We start from the raw sequence: 13709 nt of genomic DNA, 5'->3' as shown, positions 1-13709 counted from the left end.
CAAAGGAACGGAGATGACTTTTTCGCTGAACCCATCCGAATTGTTCGACGGCTTCGATGGCTTCGATGGCTTCGACGGTTTCGACGAGCCGATGCACGATCACGCCGGCGCGCCCGATGAAGCGCACGTGACCTCGTATCAGGCCGTGCTGCAGGAGCCGATGGTGTCGCTCGTCGGTAGCGTCGATCGGCCCGAGGTCGCATCGGTCGCGATTCTCGGATACAACTGACGCGCGGCGTATAGCACGCATCGCGCGCACCGCGACGGCGACGCTGCGCGGGCGTCCGCAAGACGGACGCCCGCGTGGCGATGCTTTGCTTTTCGCCTGCGGTTCTCATGCGGCTTGCTTCGTCGTCCGCGCGGCGGCAAGCGTGCCCCGTCAATGACCGCATCGAATGAGGTCGCCGCGCGGCACGTCGTGCTTCGACCGCCGCGCGACGACACCGTCAATCGACCGCGCGCATCGCGTGCCGCAATTCCTGATAGCTGCGCAGCCCCGCGACGCCGAGTTCGCGTCCGATGCCGCTCAGCCCGAAGCCGCCCCAGCAAACGTGCGGATAGATGAGCTGCGGCGCGTTGATCCACACGAGCCCCGCGCGCACGCGTGCCTGAAACTGGCGCGCGGCTGCCGCGTCGCGCGTTACGACGGTCGCGACGAGCCCATAGCGCGTGTCGTTCGCGAGCGCGATCGCCTCTTCGTCGGTACGGAACGATTTCACGCACGCGACCGGGCCGAATACTTCATCGGTCCACAGCACGTTGTCCGCGGCCGGCTCGGCGATCACGACAGGCGCCATGAAATAGCCGTCGCCGCCCGTATCGGCCACGCGTCCGCTGAAGGCGACGCGTGCGCCGGTGTCGATGCCCTGTTGCAGCAGCGCTTCGACCCGGGCGCGCTGCGCGGCCGAAATCAGCGGCCCCATCGCGACATCGGCGACATCCGGCGGCGCGACGACGAGCGCGCGCACGGCCGTCTCGAACGCGGCCATGAAGCGGCGATACACGCTGTCGTGCACGAGGATGCGCGCGGTGGCCGAACACATCTGCCCGGCGTTCGTGAACGCACCGGCGACGGCCAGCGAAATCGCGAGTTCGAGATCGGCATCGTCGCGCACGATCAGCGCGGACTTGCCGCCGAGCTCGAGCGTCACGCGCTTCATGTCCGCGGCCGCGGCACGCATCACATGACGGCCGGCGGCGGTGCTGCCCGTAAACGAAATCTTGTCGATCAGCGGATGCGCGGTCAGCGCCGCGCCGACGTCGGCGCCGCCGTTCACGACGTTGACGACACCGGCCGGCACGCCGGCCGCGGCGACGATTTCGAGCAGCGCGTGCTCGGCCGGCGAGGTCAGCTCGGACGGCTTCAGCACGACCGTGCAACCGGCCGCGAGCGCGGGCGCGAGCTTCCACGCGGTCGTCACCATCGGGAAGTTCCACGCGACGATCAGTGCGGCGACGCCGACCGCGTCGTGAAAGCGCTCGGCCGCGAACGACTCGTTCGGCAGCGCGACCGGTTCGGCGGCGAACGTCGCCGGGTCCGCGCACAGCGACGCGTAGTACGCGAACGTGGCGGCGACGTCGCCGACATCGGCGTCCGCTTCGAACGGCGGCTTGCCGCTGACCTGCATCTGCAAAGCCGCAAGCCGCGCGCGTTCGGCTTCGACGCGTTCGGCGATCGCCGCGAGCATCCGGCCGCGCTCGGCGGGCGACGTGTCGCGCCAGCCCGCCAACGCGTCGCGCGCGGCGCGTACCGCGTCGTCGACGTGCACTGCCGTCGCGAATTCCTGCCAGCCGATCGTCGCACCGGTCGACGCGTTGCAGATCGGCGCGCCGGCCGTGTCGGAATGCGTGCGAACCGCACGGCCGGCGATCTGCGCTGCGGGCAGCACGAGCGTCGCGGCGGAAGGGGAGCGTTCAACGGTGGACATGAGGTTCATCCTCTCGGTCGGTGTTCGGTTTCAGGTCAGCGGTACGCGACGCCGGGCATCACGCACAGCATCTCGAACGCGAGGTTTGCGCCGACGAGCGCCGTGGTGCCGGCCGGATCGTAGGGCGGCGACACTTCGACGAGATCCGCGCCGACGATGTTCAAGCCTTTCATCCCGCGCACGATTTCGAGTCCCTGCTGGACGGACAGCCCGCCGATCTCCGGCGTGCCGGTGCCGGGTGCGAACGACGGATCGAGGCCGTCGATGTCGAAGCTCAGATAAACGGGCGTGTCGCCGACGCGCTCGCGCACCTGCGCCATCAGCGGCGCAAGCGACTTGTTCCAGCATGCTTCGGCCTGCACGACGGTGAAACCCTGCTCGCGGCACCAGTCGAAATCGTCGGCGTGATAGCCGGTGCCGCGCAGGCCGATCTGCGTGACCTTGTCGCATTGCAGCAGCCCGTCTTCGACCGCGCGGCGAAACGGCGTGCCGTGCGCGATCTTCTCGCCGAACATCGTATCGTTGACGTCCGCGTGCGCATCGACATGCACGACGGCGACCTTGCCGTACTTCCGATGCAGCGCGCGCAGGATCGGCCAGGCGATCGTGTGATCGCCGCCGAGCGTGATCGGGCGGCAGCCGTTCGCGACGATCCGGTCGTACGCCGCCTCGATCCGGCGCACCGAATCCTTCAGGTCGTACGGGTTCGTCGCGACGTCGCCGATGTCGGCGACTTGCAGCGAATCGAACGGCGCGGCGCGCGTGGCCATGTTGTAGGGGCGCAGCAGCACCGATTCGGCGCGGATCTGGCGCGGGCCGAAGCGCGACCCCGAGCGGTTCGACGTGCCGAGGTCGAGCGGCACGCCGACGAAGCATGCGTCGAGGCCGTCGGTCGTGTCGGCCTGCGGCAGGCGCATCATCGTGGCGATGCCGCCAAAGCGCGGCATCTCGTTGCCGCCCATCGGTTGATTCAGTTCGCGGTGCATGGGGCGTCTCCTCTGGTCGATCGAAAGCGATCGGCCGATGGTAGAGGAGAACGCATGCGCGAAGATTTTGAAGTCGCAACGTTCACATCGACGACATTCGATGCAACGGGCGCCGCCGCATCGAGTGCGCGCAACGCGGCCGTGCGTCAGTCTGCGGCGGCGCTCGGCGCTGCGTCGTCACCCGGCACGACATCGTGCGCGTCGCCGCGCGCGGCGGCCGGCAGCGGCGCGGCCGCGCCCCACGCGACGAGCTCGCGCTTCGTGCGCACGCCAAGCTTTGCGAACGCGCGCTTCACGTACGACTCGGCCGACGCGACGCGCACGCCGAGAATCTCGGCCGTCTCGGGCACGGTCTTGCCCGACAGCAGATGCTTGCAGGTTTCGTATTCGCGCTTCGACAGCTTCACGCCGTCGGCCGCGATGCGCGCATCGAACTGCGCGAGCGGATGCACGTCGGGCGCCGGATGCGCGACGCGCCGCGCGGCGGTGGTCGACGCATGCAGCTCGAGCAGCGGAAACAGCACGTCGCTGATGCTGCGAAAGCGGTTCATCTCGGCGAGCGTGAACGGCGGCCGGTCGCGGCCGCGTTCGAGCGCGATCGAATGCTGCGCGTAGCGCGTGCCGCGCGCGAGTACGCATTCGTGGCCGATCCGCACGTCGTCGAATAGCCGCTGCCGGAATTCGCCGGGCGGAATCGCCGCGATGTCGCGCACGACGAGCATCGTGCCGGTCTTGCCGCGCAGCCCCGCGAACAGCGGATCGCTGTCGAGAAAGCGCTCGTAGTAGAGCGTCATCACGTCGGAGATTTCGGCACTCGCGGTACCGATCCCGCTGCTGCCGATCCATTCGCAGCGATAGCCGGTCGGCATCGCGCCGTCGACGCGCGAGCGTTCGACGTGCAGCACGTCGAGCGGCACCACTTCGTTCAGCAATTGCGTGAGACGCGGCACGAAATGCGGCGTGCCGACCGTTTCGATCAGCTCGCCGAGTGCCTTGAACGACACGTTGAAGCGGTCGTCGTCGCGATGGAAGGGGTTCACGTTCAGCAGCATGCGGTCCCCCGATGAAAAGCCTGCGGAAAAAGCGCGCGGATTTTAGCGTCCGCCGCGCGAAACGTCAGTAAGGGGAAATACCGGCGCGCGCGATCGGCGTGCGCGCCGCAAAACGCGGTTTGTCCCCCCTGCAGGGGGGCATACCGGCGCAGTGTAAATCGGTAACTTCGTCTCTGCTTTTTCAAACGAGAGACGAAAGATTCAGATGACCAAACTGATCAAGGACATTCTGCCGCTCGGCGCAGGCGTAGGCGAATTCACGAAGCTCGACTTCGGGATGGACGAAAGCGACTGGCGTGCGGCCGAAGGCAAGGGCGGCAACTACATCGTCGGCTGGTGGGAAGGGAAGGTCGGCGCGGTCGACTTTCCCGAAACCGCCGCGGACGAGGCCGTATGGCTCGTCGAAGGCCGCATCGCGCTGACCGACGTCGAAGGCAACCGCAAGGAGTTCGCGCGGGGCGAAGGCTATCTGCTGCCGGCCGGCTTCGCGGGTCGCTGGGAGACCCTCGAGGACGCCAAGAAGTTCTACGTGCTGCTCGAGAAGTCGTGATGTCCGCATCGGTCGCCGCGTGGCCGTCGTCCGTGTGACGCGCGCGCGGCGGCCGATGCATTTTCGATCGTCCGCACTGCGAAGTGGGTCGCGCCCGGGGCGGCAGCGGCACGCGCGTACCGCGTGCGGGACGACACGGGCGCAATCGCGCGGGAGCGCTGGAATCATGGAAATGGAAGTCAACGAAGCAAAACGGACCGTGCCGGAACCGCCGCACGCGAGGCGCGGCGCGCCGGCCGCACTGAGCGTCGAACAGGCGCTCGAGCACACGAAGCTCTCTCCGTACTGGCTCGACAACCCGGCCGCGCCGGCGGCGGAGCCTGCATTGTCGGGCGACGTGACGGCCGACCTGCTGATCGTCGGCGGCGGCTTTACGGGGCTGTGGTCGGCCGTGCAGGCGAAGGAGCAGATGCCGCATCTGAACGTCGTGCTCATCGAGGCGGGCAAGGTTGCGCACGGCGCGTCGGGGCGCGCGGGCGGAATCATCTCGACATCCGTGATGCACGGGCTGCCGAATGCGGTACGCGTGTTTCCGAACGACATCGCGCAGCTCGAGGCGTTCGGCCATCGCAATCTCGACGGCTTCGAGGAAACGCTGAAGCGCTACGACATCGACGCCGACGTCGAATGGAACGGCGAGATGACGGTCGCGGTCGATCCGGACCACATCGCGCATCTGCAGGGCGACTACGAGCTGCATCGCGCATACGGCCACGATGTCGTGCTGCTCGATCGCGACGAGACGCTCGAACAACTGAATTCGCCGCTGTTCGCGGGCGCGCTGTGGTCGCGCAACCGCAGCGGGATCGTGCATCCGGCGAAGCTCGCATGGGGGCTCAAGCGCGCGGCGCTGTCGCTCGGCGTGAAGCTGTACGAGCACACGCCGTTGACGGCCGTGACCGACGAAGGCAGCACCGTGTACGTGAAGACGCCGAACGGCAGCGTGCGCGCGCCGCGCGTCGTGTTCGGCAGTGGCACGGCGAAGGTCGGGATTGCCGACATCAATCGCCGCGTGATGCAGGTGCGCGATCACGTGCTCGCGACCGAGCCGCTCACCGACGAGCAGCTCGCGCGGATCGGCTGGAAGAACCGGCAGGGCGTATACGACACGCGCACGCAGCTCAACTATTTCCGGCTGACGAAGCACAACAGCATCATCTTCGGCGGGCTCGTCAGCTATCACTTCGACGGCGATCCGAATCCGCAGCAGGACGGTCGGCGCGAAACCTACTACCGGCTCGCGCAGGCGTTCTACCGGACCTTCCCGCAGCTGAGCGACGTGTGCTTCTCGCATGCGTGGGGCGGCCCGATCGACTACTGCTCGCGCGGCTCGGTGTTCGCGAAGCGCTACCTCGGCGGCAAGGCGGTGTTCGTCGCCGGCTATACGGGCTTCGGCGTCGCGGCGAGCCGATTCGGCGCATTCATGGGGCTGAACATCCTGTTCGATCGCGACAGCCCCGAGCGCAAGCTCGACATCGCGAACCAGAGCCCGAGCTACATTCCGCCCGAGCCGATGCGCTGGATCGCCGCGAAGATCACGTTCCATGCGTTCGACGGCGCGGATGCCGAAGGCGGATGGAAGCGCGCGTGGATCAACGGCATCAAGGCGATGGGCTTCCCGATGTAACGACCAAGCGCGGCGGCGCGCGCCGATGCCGATGGCGGCGCGCGGCCGTTCTCATGGCAACGCATGCGTGCTCTCTATGTAAGCAGGCTCCAGCATGTTCTCGAATACCACCGATCTCGATCTCCGGCTCATCCGGGTTTTTCTGGCCGTCGTCGACGCGCGCGGCATCACGGCTGCAGAGGCGTCGCTCGGCGTGCGCCAGTCGACCATCAGTACGCAGCTGTCCGCGCTGGAAGCGCGCGTCGGCTTCAAGCTGTGCGACCGCGGGCGCGGCGGCTTTCGGCTCACGTCGAAAGGCGAGCGCTTCGCGGCGACGGCGCGCACGCTCGTCGCCGCGACGTCCGAGTTCGTCGCGCGCGTGCGCGACATCGATCGCAAGCTCGTCGGCACGTTGTCGATCGGATTGATCGGCCAGGCGCCGCTCGTCGAGAACGCGCGTCTTGCCGAAGCGATCGGCGCGTTCCGCAAGCGCGACCAGGCGGTCACGTTTTCGATGAAGGTCGCGTCGCCGCAGGAGCTCGAGGAAAGCCTCGTGAACAACCAGCTCGATCTCGCCATCGGCTATTTCTGGCATCGCGTGCCGGGGCTCGTCTATACGCCGCTGTTTACCGAGCAGCAGGTGATCTACTGCGGGCGCGGGCATCCGCTGTTTCATGCGTCGCGCGCGGTGACGGCCGACGATCTGCAGGCGCACGACTGGGTGTGGCGCACCTATCCGGTGCCGGAGGAACAGTATCCGCTGCCCGAGCGCCGCGTGACGGCGAGCGCGGACAGCATCGAGGCCGCGACGATCCTGATCCTGTCGGGCGGCCATCTCGGCTATCTGCCCGCGCACTACGCGGAGCCGTTCGAGCAGCGCGGGCTCGTGAAGGCCGTCGGACGCGCGACGTTCAGCTTCGACGTGCCGATGCATCTCGCGATGAAGCGCAGCACGTCGGAGAAGCCGATCGTCGACGCGTTCTGCGACGATCTGCTGCGCGCGTTCGACATCAAGGCCGTCGCGCTCGCCGCGTGACGGCCGCGCTCATGCGTCGATGCGTTCGACCTTGCCGACCAGCAGGCCGTACGACAGGCTGCCGGCGAGCGCCATCGCCGCGATGTAGGTGATCGCGCGCGAGAAGTCCGCGCCGTCGACGAGCAGCCCGATCACGATCGGCGTCGCGATCGCCGACAAGTTGCCGATCAGGTTGAACACGCCGCCCGTCAGGCCGAGCAGCCGCGCGGGTGCGAGCCCCGACACGAGCGACCACGTGATCGACGCGAAGCCGTTGCCGAAGAACGCGAGCGTCATGAACGCGATCACCCAGCCCGTCGACGTGACGTAGTTCGCGCCGATGATGCACGTCGAGATCAGCAGCCCGGAGATGATCGGCAGCTTGCGCGCGAAGCCCTGCGACGCGCCGCGGCGCATCAGCCAGTCCGACAGCAGGCCCGAGCACAGCACGCCGACGAATGCGGCGAGAAACGGCAGCGACGCGAGAAAGCCCGACTTGATGAAGTCCATCCCGCGATATTTGACAAGGTAGGTCGGGAACCAGGTGAGGAAGAACCACAGCGTCGAGTTCAGCGCGAACTGACCGAGATAGATGCCCCACAGCTTGCGCCGGCCGAGCACGATCCCGAGATCGCGCCACGTCGACGGCGCGCGCTCGCGGCGCGCGGCGACGCGATCCTCGAGATCGACGAGGCCGCCGCCGTCGCGGATCAGCGCGATCTCGGCTGCGTTCACGCCGCGAAACGCGCGCGGCTCGCGATACACGGCGTACCAGATCGCCGCCCAGACGATGCCGGCGAGGCCCGTCGCGACGAACACCATGTGCCAGCCGAGATGCACCTGCAGCCACGCGAGCACCGGTGTCAGAAACGCGAGGCCGACGAACTGCCCCGACGTATAGCCGCCGATCGCGCTCGCGCGTTCGCGCGTCGGAAACCACGTCGTGACGACGCGATTGTTGATCGGATACGCGGGCGCTTCGAGCGCGCCCACCGCGAGCCGCAGCACGATCACGCCGACGAACGAACCGGCGAAGCCGAGCAGCAGCGTCGCGGCCGACCAGAGCGCGAGCGCGCCCGCATACAGCACGCGCGGCGACACCTTGTCGACGAGCCAGCCGCCGGGAATCTGCATCAGCGCATAGGTCCAGCCGAATGCGGAAAACACGAGCCCCGCGTGCACGGGATCGATGTTCAATTCGCGAAACAGCTCGGGTGCGGCGATCGACAGATTGCTGCGGTCGAGATAATTGATCACGACCGTGACGAACAGCAGCACGAGGATCAGCAGCCGCTTGCGCGACGGCGTCGCGTCCGTGGCGCGCGATGCGGATTCGATGGGCAGGGCGGAGCTGGCGTGCGCGTGCGGCGGCCGCTCCGGTTGACTGGCGTGCGTGCGCGACGCGGATTGGGTCACGGTTGTCTCCTGTGTGCCGTGCGGCCGGCGCACGGGTTCGGGCGCGGCCGCATTCGATGACATTCGGCCGAACGTTAGAGCGGCGGCGCGACGTGCGTCAACATTTGGACAGGCATCCCGATTGATGGGACGTTGCGTGCTCAACATGTGGGAATGCGCTGCCGAATTACATCGGCCTGTCGGCCGGTTACCGAAAACTGTCATCGATCGACGCTAAGCTTTCGCGATCCTTTACAACCGGGATCCCGTGATGCGCTCGACTCTTCGCCTGTTTGTCCCGCTGCTGCTGTTGCCCGCGCTTGCCGCGCCGGCGCTCGCCGTCACCGCCGCGCCCGTCAGTGCGAACTGCGGCGGTAGCGCGACGCCGATCGCCGACATCCAGGGGCCCGGCGCGCCATCGCCGCTCGCCGGCCAGAACGTATCGATCGAGGCCGTCGTCACTGCCGATTTCGGCGGCACGGACGGCTTCGGCGGCTTCTTCGTGCAGCAGGCCGACCCGCAGCGACGCAACCAGCCGGGCGTGTCCGAAGGGCTGTTCGTCTATGCGCCGAAAGCGCGCGCGAAGGCCGGCGATCTCGTTCACGTGACGGGCAAGGTCGAGGAGAAGTACGGGCAGACGCAGCTCACGCTGTCGGGCGCGATCGCCGTCTGCGCGAACGGCCAGACGGTCACGCCGGCGACGCTGACGCTGCCGGTCGACAGCCCGAACGCGTTCGCCGCGTATGAAGGGATGCTCGTGCGCCTGCCGCAGACGCTGACAGTCACCGACAACTACGAGCTCGGCCGCTACGGCAGCGTGCTGCTCAGCAACGGCCGTCTGCGCACGCCGACGAGCGTCGTGCCGCCGTCGCAGGCGCAGTCGCAGATCGACGCGAACGCGCGCAACCGCCTGATCCTCGACGACGGATCGAACAAGCAGAACCCGGCGAGCGTGCCGTATCCGGTGCCGCAACTGTCGGCGGCGAACACGCTGCGTACGGGCTACACGGTGCGCGACGTGCAGGGCGTGCTCGAAGTGCGCTACGGCGCCTGGCGCGTGCAGCCGGTGCCGGGTGCCGCCGCGCCGACGTTCGATGCGCGCGCGAACCCGCGCACGAACGCACCGGCGCGCGATCCGCACGCGAACCTGCGCGTCGCATCGTTCAACGTGCTGAACTATTTCAACGGCAACGGTCTCGGCGGCGGCTTCGACGATCCGAACAATCGCGGCGCGAAGACCTATCAGGAATTCCAGCGCCAGGAAGCGAAGATCGTCAGCGCGCTGAAGGCGCTCGATGCGGACGTGATCGGCCTGATGGAAATACAGAACAACGGCTACGGCGAACTGAGCGCGGTCCGCCAGCTCGCGGCGAAGCTTGGCGGTGCGTGGCGCGTCGTCGATCCGGGTACGTCGCGGCTCGGCGGCGACGCGATCGCGGTCGCGATGATCTACGACAGTCGCAAGGTCGAGCCGGTCGGCCGCGCGGCGACGCTTGCGATCGACGACAAGAATCGCCAGCCGCTCGCGCAATCGTTCCGGCGCATCGGCGGCAAGCAGGCGCTGACGATCGTCGTCAATCATCTGAAATCGAAGAACTGCCCGGATGCGACCAACGACGATCTCGACCAGGGCGACGGCCAGGGTTGCTGGAACCCGACGCGCACGCGCGCGGCCGCGAAGCTCGCCGACTGGCTGGCCGGTACGCCGACCGGCGTCGCCGGGCAGGGCGTGCTGCTGATCGGCGACTTCAACAGCTACACGTACGAAGATCCGATCCGCCTGCTCGAATCGCGCGGCTATCGCAACCTCGTGTCGCGCTGGATCGGTGCGAACGCGTACAGCTACGTGTACAACGGCGAAGCCGGCTATCTCGACCATGCGCTCGCATCGCTGCCGCTCGCCTCGCACGTGAAGGCCGTGCACGAATGGCACATCAACGCGGACGAGCCCGTCGCGCTGCAGTACACGCTCGCGTACAAGTCGGCCGAGCAGCAGCAGACGTACTACGCGCCGGATGCGTATCGCTCGTCGGACCACGATCCGGTGCTGATCGACATCGCGCTGCCGGGCGGCGGCCGATAGCCGCGCGGCGACGCGTTCGCGGCAGACGACGGGCGGCGCGGCCGCCCGTTGTCGTTTTCACGGCGGTATGCGCGCGCGGCCGATCGTGTAAATAATGCCGGCCATTGCGAAACGAATTAAAAGAATCGGTATTTTCTTTCCGACTCGGACGAAAGCGCACGGCGAGATTCATTCGCGCGAATCAATCGTGCGTATCAAACAATCGGATATGCGGAAAACACGTCAATTAGCCGATTATCGAAATTTAAATGAAAGAAATAATATAGCGATCTGAATGCTTTCACTCGCGCTGAAACGGCTTTCCGTGCTGTCGCAGCCAGGTTGGATCGTTAAAGAGAAAGAATCGCGTTGAAGCGACGAAAAACCCGCGTTATTCCCGAACAATCGCTACGCGCGCCCGCATTCGGCAACTGATCCGGATGCGCATTATCGCGATCTCCTTAATATCCGAATGATCTTTGACAACGCAGCGCAGCACCGCCTATTTTTGTGTTGTCGTAAATTTCGGTAATAAAAGGAAGTCATCACGGCAGGGGGCGTTCCAGTATCGATCACGCCAGCAGTCGCTGTGTCTGTATCACGTTCAGTCTCTTGAAGCAGTCGATCCCAACCGCCGTATGCCGACGTGCACGCGCGTGGCGGGTATGCGCGCGCGTGTCGCCGGCGCAGGCGGCCCTTTGTGAAGCGGTATTTCACCCAACACCAAGGACAGAGATGAAACCAGACAGGAGCTGTACCGGCAACCGCATCGGCCGTCGCGGCCGGTTGGCCGGGCTAGGTGTGCTGACCATCGTGACACTCGTGCTCGCGGGCTGCGGCGGCGACGATTCGTCGTCCGTCGGCGTGTCGAGCCTCGCGCAGGCGACGACGAGCCGACAGGCGAGCGCGCAGCAGGCTGCCGACGGCGCGACGCCGTCCGCGAACCAGCCTTATGTCGATCCGGTTGCGTATTCGATGAACGCGACGGACGGGCTCGACCCGACGCAGGTAGCCGAGAAGGCGGCCGTCATGCATTACACGTGGAAGTCCGGCGGCACGACCGTCAACTACACGACGACCACCGGCCACCTCACGGCGGCCGACGCGCAGGGCAATCCGGAAGCGTCGATGTCGTACGTCGCCTATACCGCGCCGAGCACGAACGGCAAGCCGCGGCCCGTCACGTTCGTGTACAACGGCGGCCCCGGTTCGTCGTCGATCTGGCTGCGCCTCGGCTCGTTCGCGCCGACGCGCGTCGCGACGCCCGATCCGCTGTTCGGCACGAACTGGCCGAACTATCCGCTCGTCGACAACCAGGAGAGCCTGATCGACACGACCGATCTCGTGTTCATCGATCCGCCGGGCACGGGCCTGTCGGAAGCGGTGCTGCCGAACACGAACCAGAAGTTCTGGAGTTCGGACGCCGACGTCAACATCATGCGCGACTTCATCCAGCGCTATCTGGCCGTCAACAATCGCAGCAGCTCGCCGATCTATCTGTACGGCGAATCGTACGGTACGCCGCGCACCGACATGCTCGCGCTGGCGCTCGAATCCGCCGGCGTGCATTTGACGGGCATCGTGCTGCAGTCGTCGATCCTGAACTACTTCGCCGATGCGATCGAAGCGGTTGCGATCACGCAGTCGACCGAAGGGCTGCTGCTCGACACCGACACCGTGGCCGGCTATCTGCCCGGCTATGCGGCGGTGGCGGCGTACTTCAACCAGGTGTCGCCGGCGCCGGTCAACCAGGGGCTGTATGCGCTGCAGACCGAACTGTTCACGACGCTCATCTACCAACAGCTGCAGAAGTATTCGCAGTCGTGGGTGCTGAGCCAGCTCGGGATCCCCGATGCGCTCGGCACGCCGGTGTTCCCGAGCGATGCGACGCTGCGGCTGTGGTCGTTGCCGTCCGGCCTCACGCAGCAGGCGCTGCGCGGCTACTTCAACGCGAATCCGTTCGGCACGAGCCTGCTGCCGGGCACGACGATCGGCCGGTATGACGGACGCGTCTCGCTGCCGAATTCGGATCCGCGTTTGCAGACCGACGGCGATCCGTCCGACATCCTGATTTCGCAGCCGTTCACGAACGCGCTCGCGACGCAGTTGCCCGACTATCTCGGCTACAGCGCGCCGAACGCGACTTACGTACCGCTGAACGACAGCATCATCGAGGTGTGGGACTTCTCGCACGACGGCCAACCGATGCCGGATACGATCCCCGATCTGCTCGGCGCGCTGCAGCTCAATCCGCAGCTGCAGGTGCTCGCGGAGAACGGCTATCACGATCTCGCGACGCCGTTCTTCAGCACCGAGAAGGAGCTCGCGCGGCTGCAGACGGTGAAGGGCCTGAACCCGAAGCTGCAGGTGAACTTCTTCCAGGGCGGGCATATGATTTATCTGGACGACGTAGCACGTCCGCAGATGAAGCGGGACCTGAAGCGCTTCTATCAGGGCAGCCGGATTCCGACCGCGCTGACGTTGCGCATGCTGCCGCCGCCGTGGCCCGACCAGAGCCCGGCCGGCACGCCGACCGGCAGCACGCCGGCCTCGGGCGCGGCGACGGCGGTCGCGGCGGCTTTGTGAGCGACGGACGCCTGCGTTGCAGGCGATCCGCGGGAATCCCAGTTCATCCATTGAATGCGAGCGATCATGTCCCTAATCCAATTGATGCGGCGTATGTCTCCGTTGATCGTCGTCGCCGCCACGATCGGCAGCGCGCACGCGCTGCCGCCGCAGCCCGTCGCGCCCGTGAAGCTGCCGCACGGCACGCGCGGCGTCGACGGCCCGTTCTTTCCTTCGCACCGCGTGGCGCCGGTCTTGCCGTCGACCGGCACGACGCTGCAGCAGCAGGCGCAGCGGCGCGTCGATGCACGGCTCGGCGGCAATACCGTGCTGAGCAACGGCGCGGCCGTGACGAAGGCGCAGGCGCAGAGCAGCGGTCTCGGCTATATCGCCAAGCACTTCGACGAGATCGATGCGAAGCATACCGGACGCGTGACGATGAGCGACGTGCGGCAGTATCTGCAACAGCGGCAACTGCAGCAGCAACAGGAGCAGCAGGAGTGAGGTAGCGGTGACGGCGACCGGATGCGTCCGGTCGCCGTTCGATCAG

11 protein-coding genes are annotated in these 13709 nt (G+C 66.7%); 7 read left to right on the top strand and 4 right to left on the bottom strand.

The genetic code is table 11. The features are described from left to right. Window positions 1–13 precede the first annotated feature (13 nt). Entirely contained in the window at window positions 14–229 is a 216-nt protein-coding gene (locus BCR55_RS20560; protein WP_065495719.1) for a hypothetical protein, read from the top strand. Between the two features lie 217 nt (window positions 230–446). Here the strand turns inward: BCR55_RS20560 and BCR55_RS20555 are convergent, their stop codons facing one another. The 3 genes from BCR55_RS20555 to BCR55_RS20545 all read right to left on the bottom strand — a co-directional run bounded on the left by BCR55_RS20555 (window position 447) and on the right by BCR55_RS20545 (window position 3966). After that, complete coding sequence (locus BCR55_RS20555; protein WP_065496696.1) at window positions 447–1928, bottom strand: aldehyde dehydrogenase family protein; 1482 nt, start codon at window positions 1926–1928, stop codon at window positions 447–449. Between the two features lie 35 nt (window positions 1929–1963). Then, entirely contained in the window at window positions 1964–2914 is a 951-nt protein-coding gene (gene speB / locus BCR55_RS20550; RefSeq protein ID WP_006404464.1) for an agmatinase, read from the bottom strand. A gap of 146 nt (window positions 2915–3060) precedes the next feature. Further along, window positions 3061–3966 (bottom strand): helix-turn-helix transcriptional regulator, encoded by a 906-nt coding sequence (locus tag BCR55_RS20545; RefSeq protein WP_006404463.1) that lies wholly within the window; start codon window positions 3964–3966, stop codon window positions 3061–3063. Window positions 3967–4171: 205 nt separating this feature from the next. On the opposite strand from BCR55_RS20545, the gene BCR55_RS20540 reads away from it, so the two are divergent. The 3 genes from BCR55_RS20540 (at window position 4172) to BCR55_RS20530 (ending at window position 7158) form a co-directional block, all read left to right on the top strand. Further along, window positions 4172–4516, top strand: coding sequence for a cupin domain-containing protein (locus BCR55_RS20540; RefSeq protein ID WP_006404462.1), 345 nt, complete (start codon window positions 4172–4174; stop codon window positions 4514–4516). 166 nt (window positions 4517–4682) lie between these two features. Then, window positions 4683–6143 carry an FAD-binding oxidoreductase gene (locus tag BCR55_RS20535; protein ID WP_065495717.1) on the top strand — a complete coding sequence of 487 codons (1461 nt, stop codon included), beginning with the start codon at window positions 4683–4685 and terminating at the stop codon, window positions 6141–6143. Between the two features lie 94 nt (window positions 6144–6237). Beyond that, complete coding sequence (locus BCR55_RS20530) at window positions 6238–7158, top strand: LysR family transcriptional regulator (protein WP_006397741.1); 921 nt, start codon at window positions 6238–6240, stop codon at window positions 7156–7158. A 9-nt stretch (window positions 7159–7167) separates the two neighbouring features. On the opposite strand, the gene BCR55_RS20525 is transcribed toward BCR55_RS20530, so the two are convergent. Continuing rightward, window positions 7168–8553 (bottom strand): MFS transporter, encoded by a 1386-nt coding sequence (locus BCR55_RS20525; RefSeq protein WP_065496692.1) that lies wholly within the window; start codon window positions 8551–8553, stop codon window positions 7168–7170. A 250-nt stretch (window positions 8554–8803) separates the two neighbouring features. Here BCR55_RS20525 and BCR55_RS20520 point away from each other — a divergent pair, with 250 nt between their 5' ends. The 3 genes from BCR55_RS20520 (at window position 8804) to BCR55_RS20510 (ending at window position 13663) form a co-directional block, all read left to right on the top strand. Beyond that, window positions 8804–10615, top strand: a complete 1812-nt coding sequence (locus tag BCR55_RS20520; RefSeq protein WP_065495715.1) for an ExeM/NucH family extracellular endonuclease — start codon at window positions 8804–8806, stop codon at window positions 10613–10615. A gap of 714 nt (window positions 10616–11329) precedes the next feature. After that, a complete protein-coding gene (locus BCR55_RS20515; protein ID WP_065495712.1) occupies window positions 11330–13180 on the top strand; it encodes a peptidase S10 in 1851 nt (616 codons plus the stop codon). A gap of 93 nt (window positions 13181–13273) precedes the next feature. Next, the gene (locus tag BCR55_RS20510) at window positions 13274–13663 is read left to right on the top strand and encodes a hypothetical protein (protein WP_006404456.1); all 390 of its coding nucleotides are present in this window, start codon (window positions 13274–13276) and stop codon (window positions 13661–13663) included. The last annotated feature ends 46 nt before the right edge of the window (window positions 13664–13709 follow it).

The sequence above is a fragment of the Burkholderia sp. CCA53 genome, assembly GCF_001685525.1.
Lineage (GTDB): Bacteria > Pseudomonadota > Gammaproteobacteria > Burkholderiales > Burkholderiaceae > Burkholderia > Burkholderia multivorans.
This window is presented reverse-complemented; position numbering and strand designations above follow the sequence as displayed.

Excerpts from the sequence above, each read along its gene's own strand:
- BCR55_RS20560 (WP_065495719.1), top strand. The coding sequence starts at position 14 with ATGACTTTTTCGCTGAACCCATCCGAATTGTTCGACGGCTTCGATGGC.
- BCR55_RS20555 (WP_065496696.1), bottom strand. The coding sequence starts at position 1,928 with ATGTCCACCGTTGAACGCTCCCCTTCCGCCGCGACGCTCGTGCTGCCC.
- speB (WP_006404464.1), bottom strand. The coding sequence starts at position 2,914 with ATGCACCGCGAACTGAATCAACCGATGGGCGGCAACGAGATGCCGCGC.
- BCR55_RS20545 (WP_006404463.1), bottom strand. The coding sequence starts at position 3,966 with ATGCTGCTGAACGTGAACCCCTTCCATCGCGACGACGACCGCTTCAAC.
- BCR55_RS20540 (WP_006404462.1), top strand. The coding sequence starts at position 4,172 with ATGACCAAACTGATCAAGGACATTCTGCCGCTCGGCGCAGGCGTAGGC.
- BCR55_RS20535 (WP_065495717.1), top strand. The coding sequence starts at position 4,683 with ATGGAAATGGAAGTCAACGAAGCAAAACGGACCGTGCCGGAACCGCCG.
- BCR55_RS20530 (WP_006397741.1), top strand. The coding sequence starts at position 6,238 with ATGTTCTCGAATACCACCGATCTCGATCTCCGGCTCATCCGGGTTTTT.
- BCR55_RS20520 (WP_065495715.1), top strand. The coding sequence starts at position 8,804 with ATGCGCTCGACTCTTCGCCTGTTTGTCCCGCTGCTGCTGTTGCCCGCG.
- BCR55_RS20515 (WP_065495712.1), top strand. The coding sequence starts at position 11,330 with ATGAAACCAGACAGGAGCTGTACCGGCAACCGCATCGGCCGTCGCGGC.
- BCR55_RS20510 (WP_006404456.1), top strand. The coding sequence starts at position 13,274 with ATGTCTCCGTTGATCGTCGTCGCCGCCACGATCGGCAGCGCGCACGCG.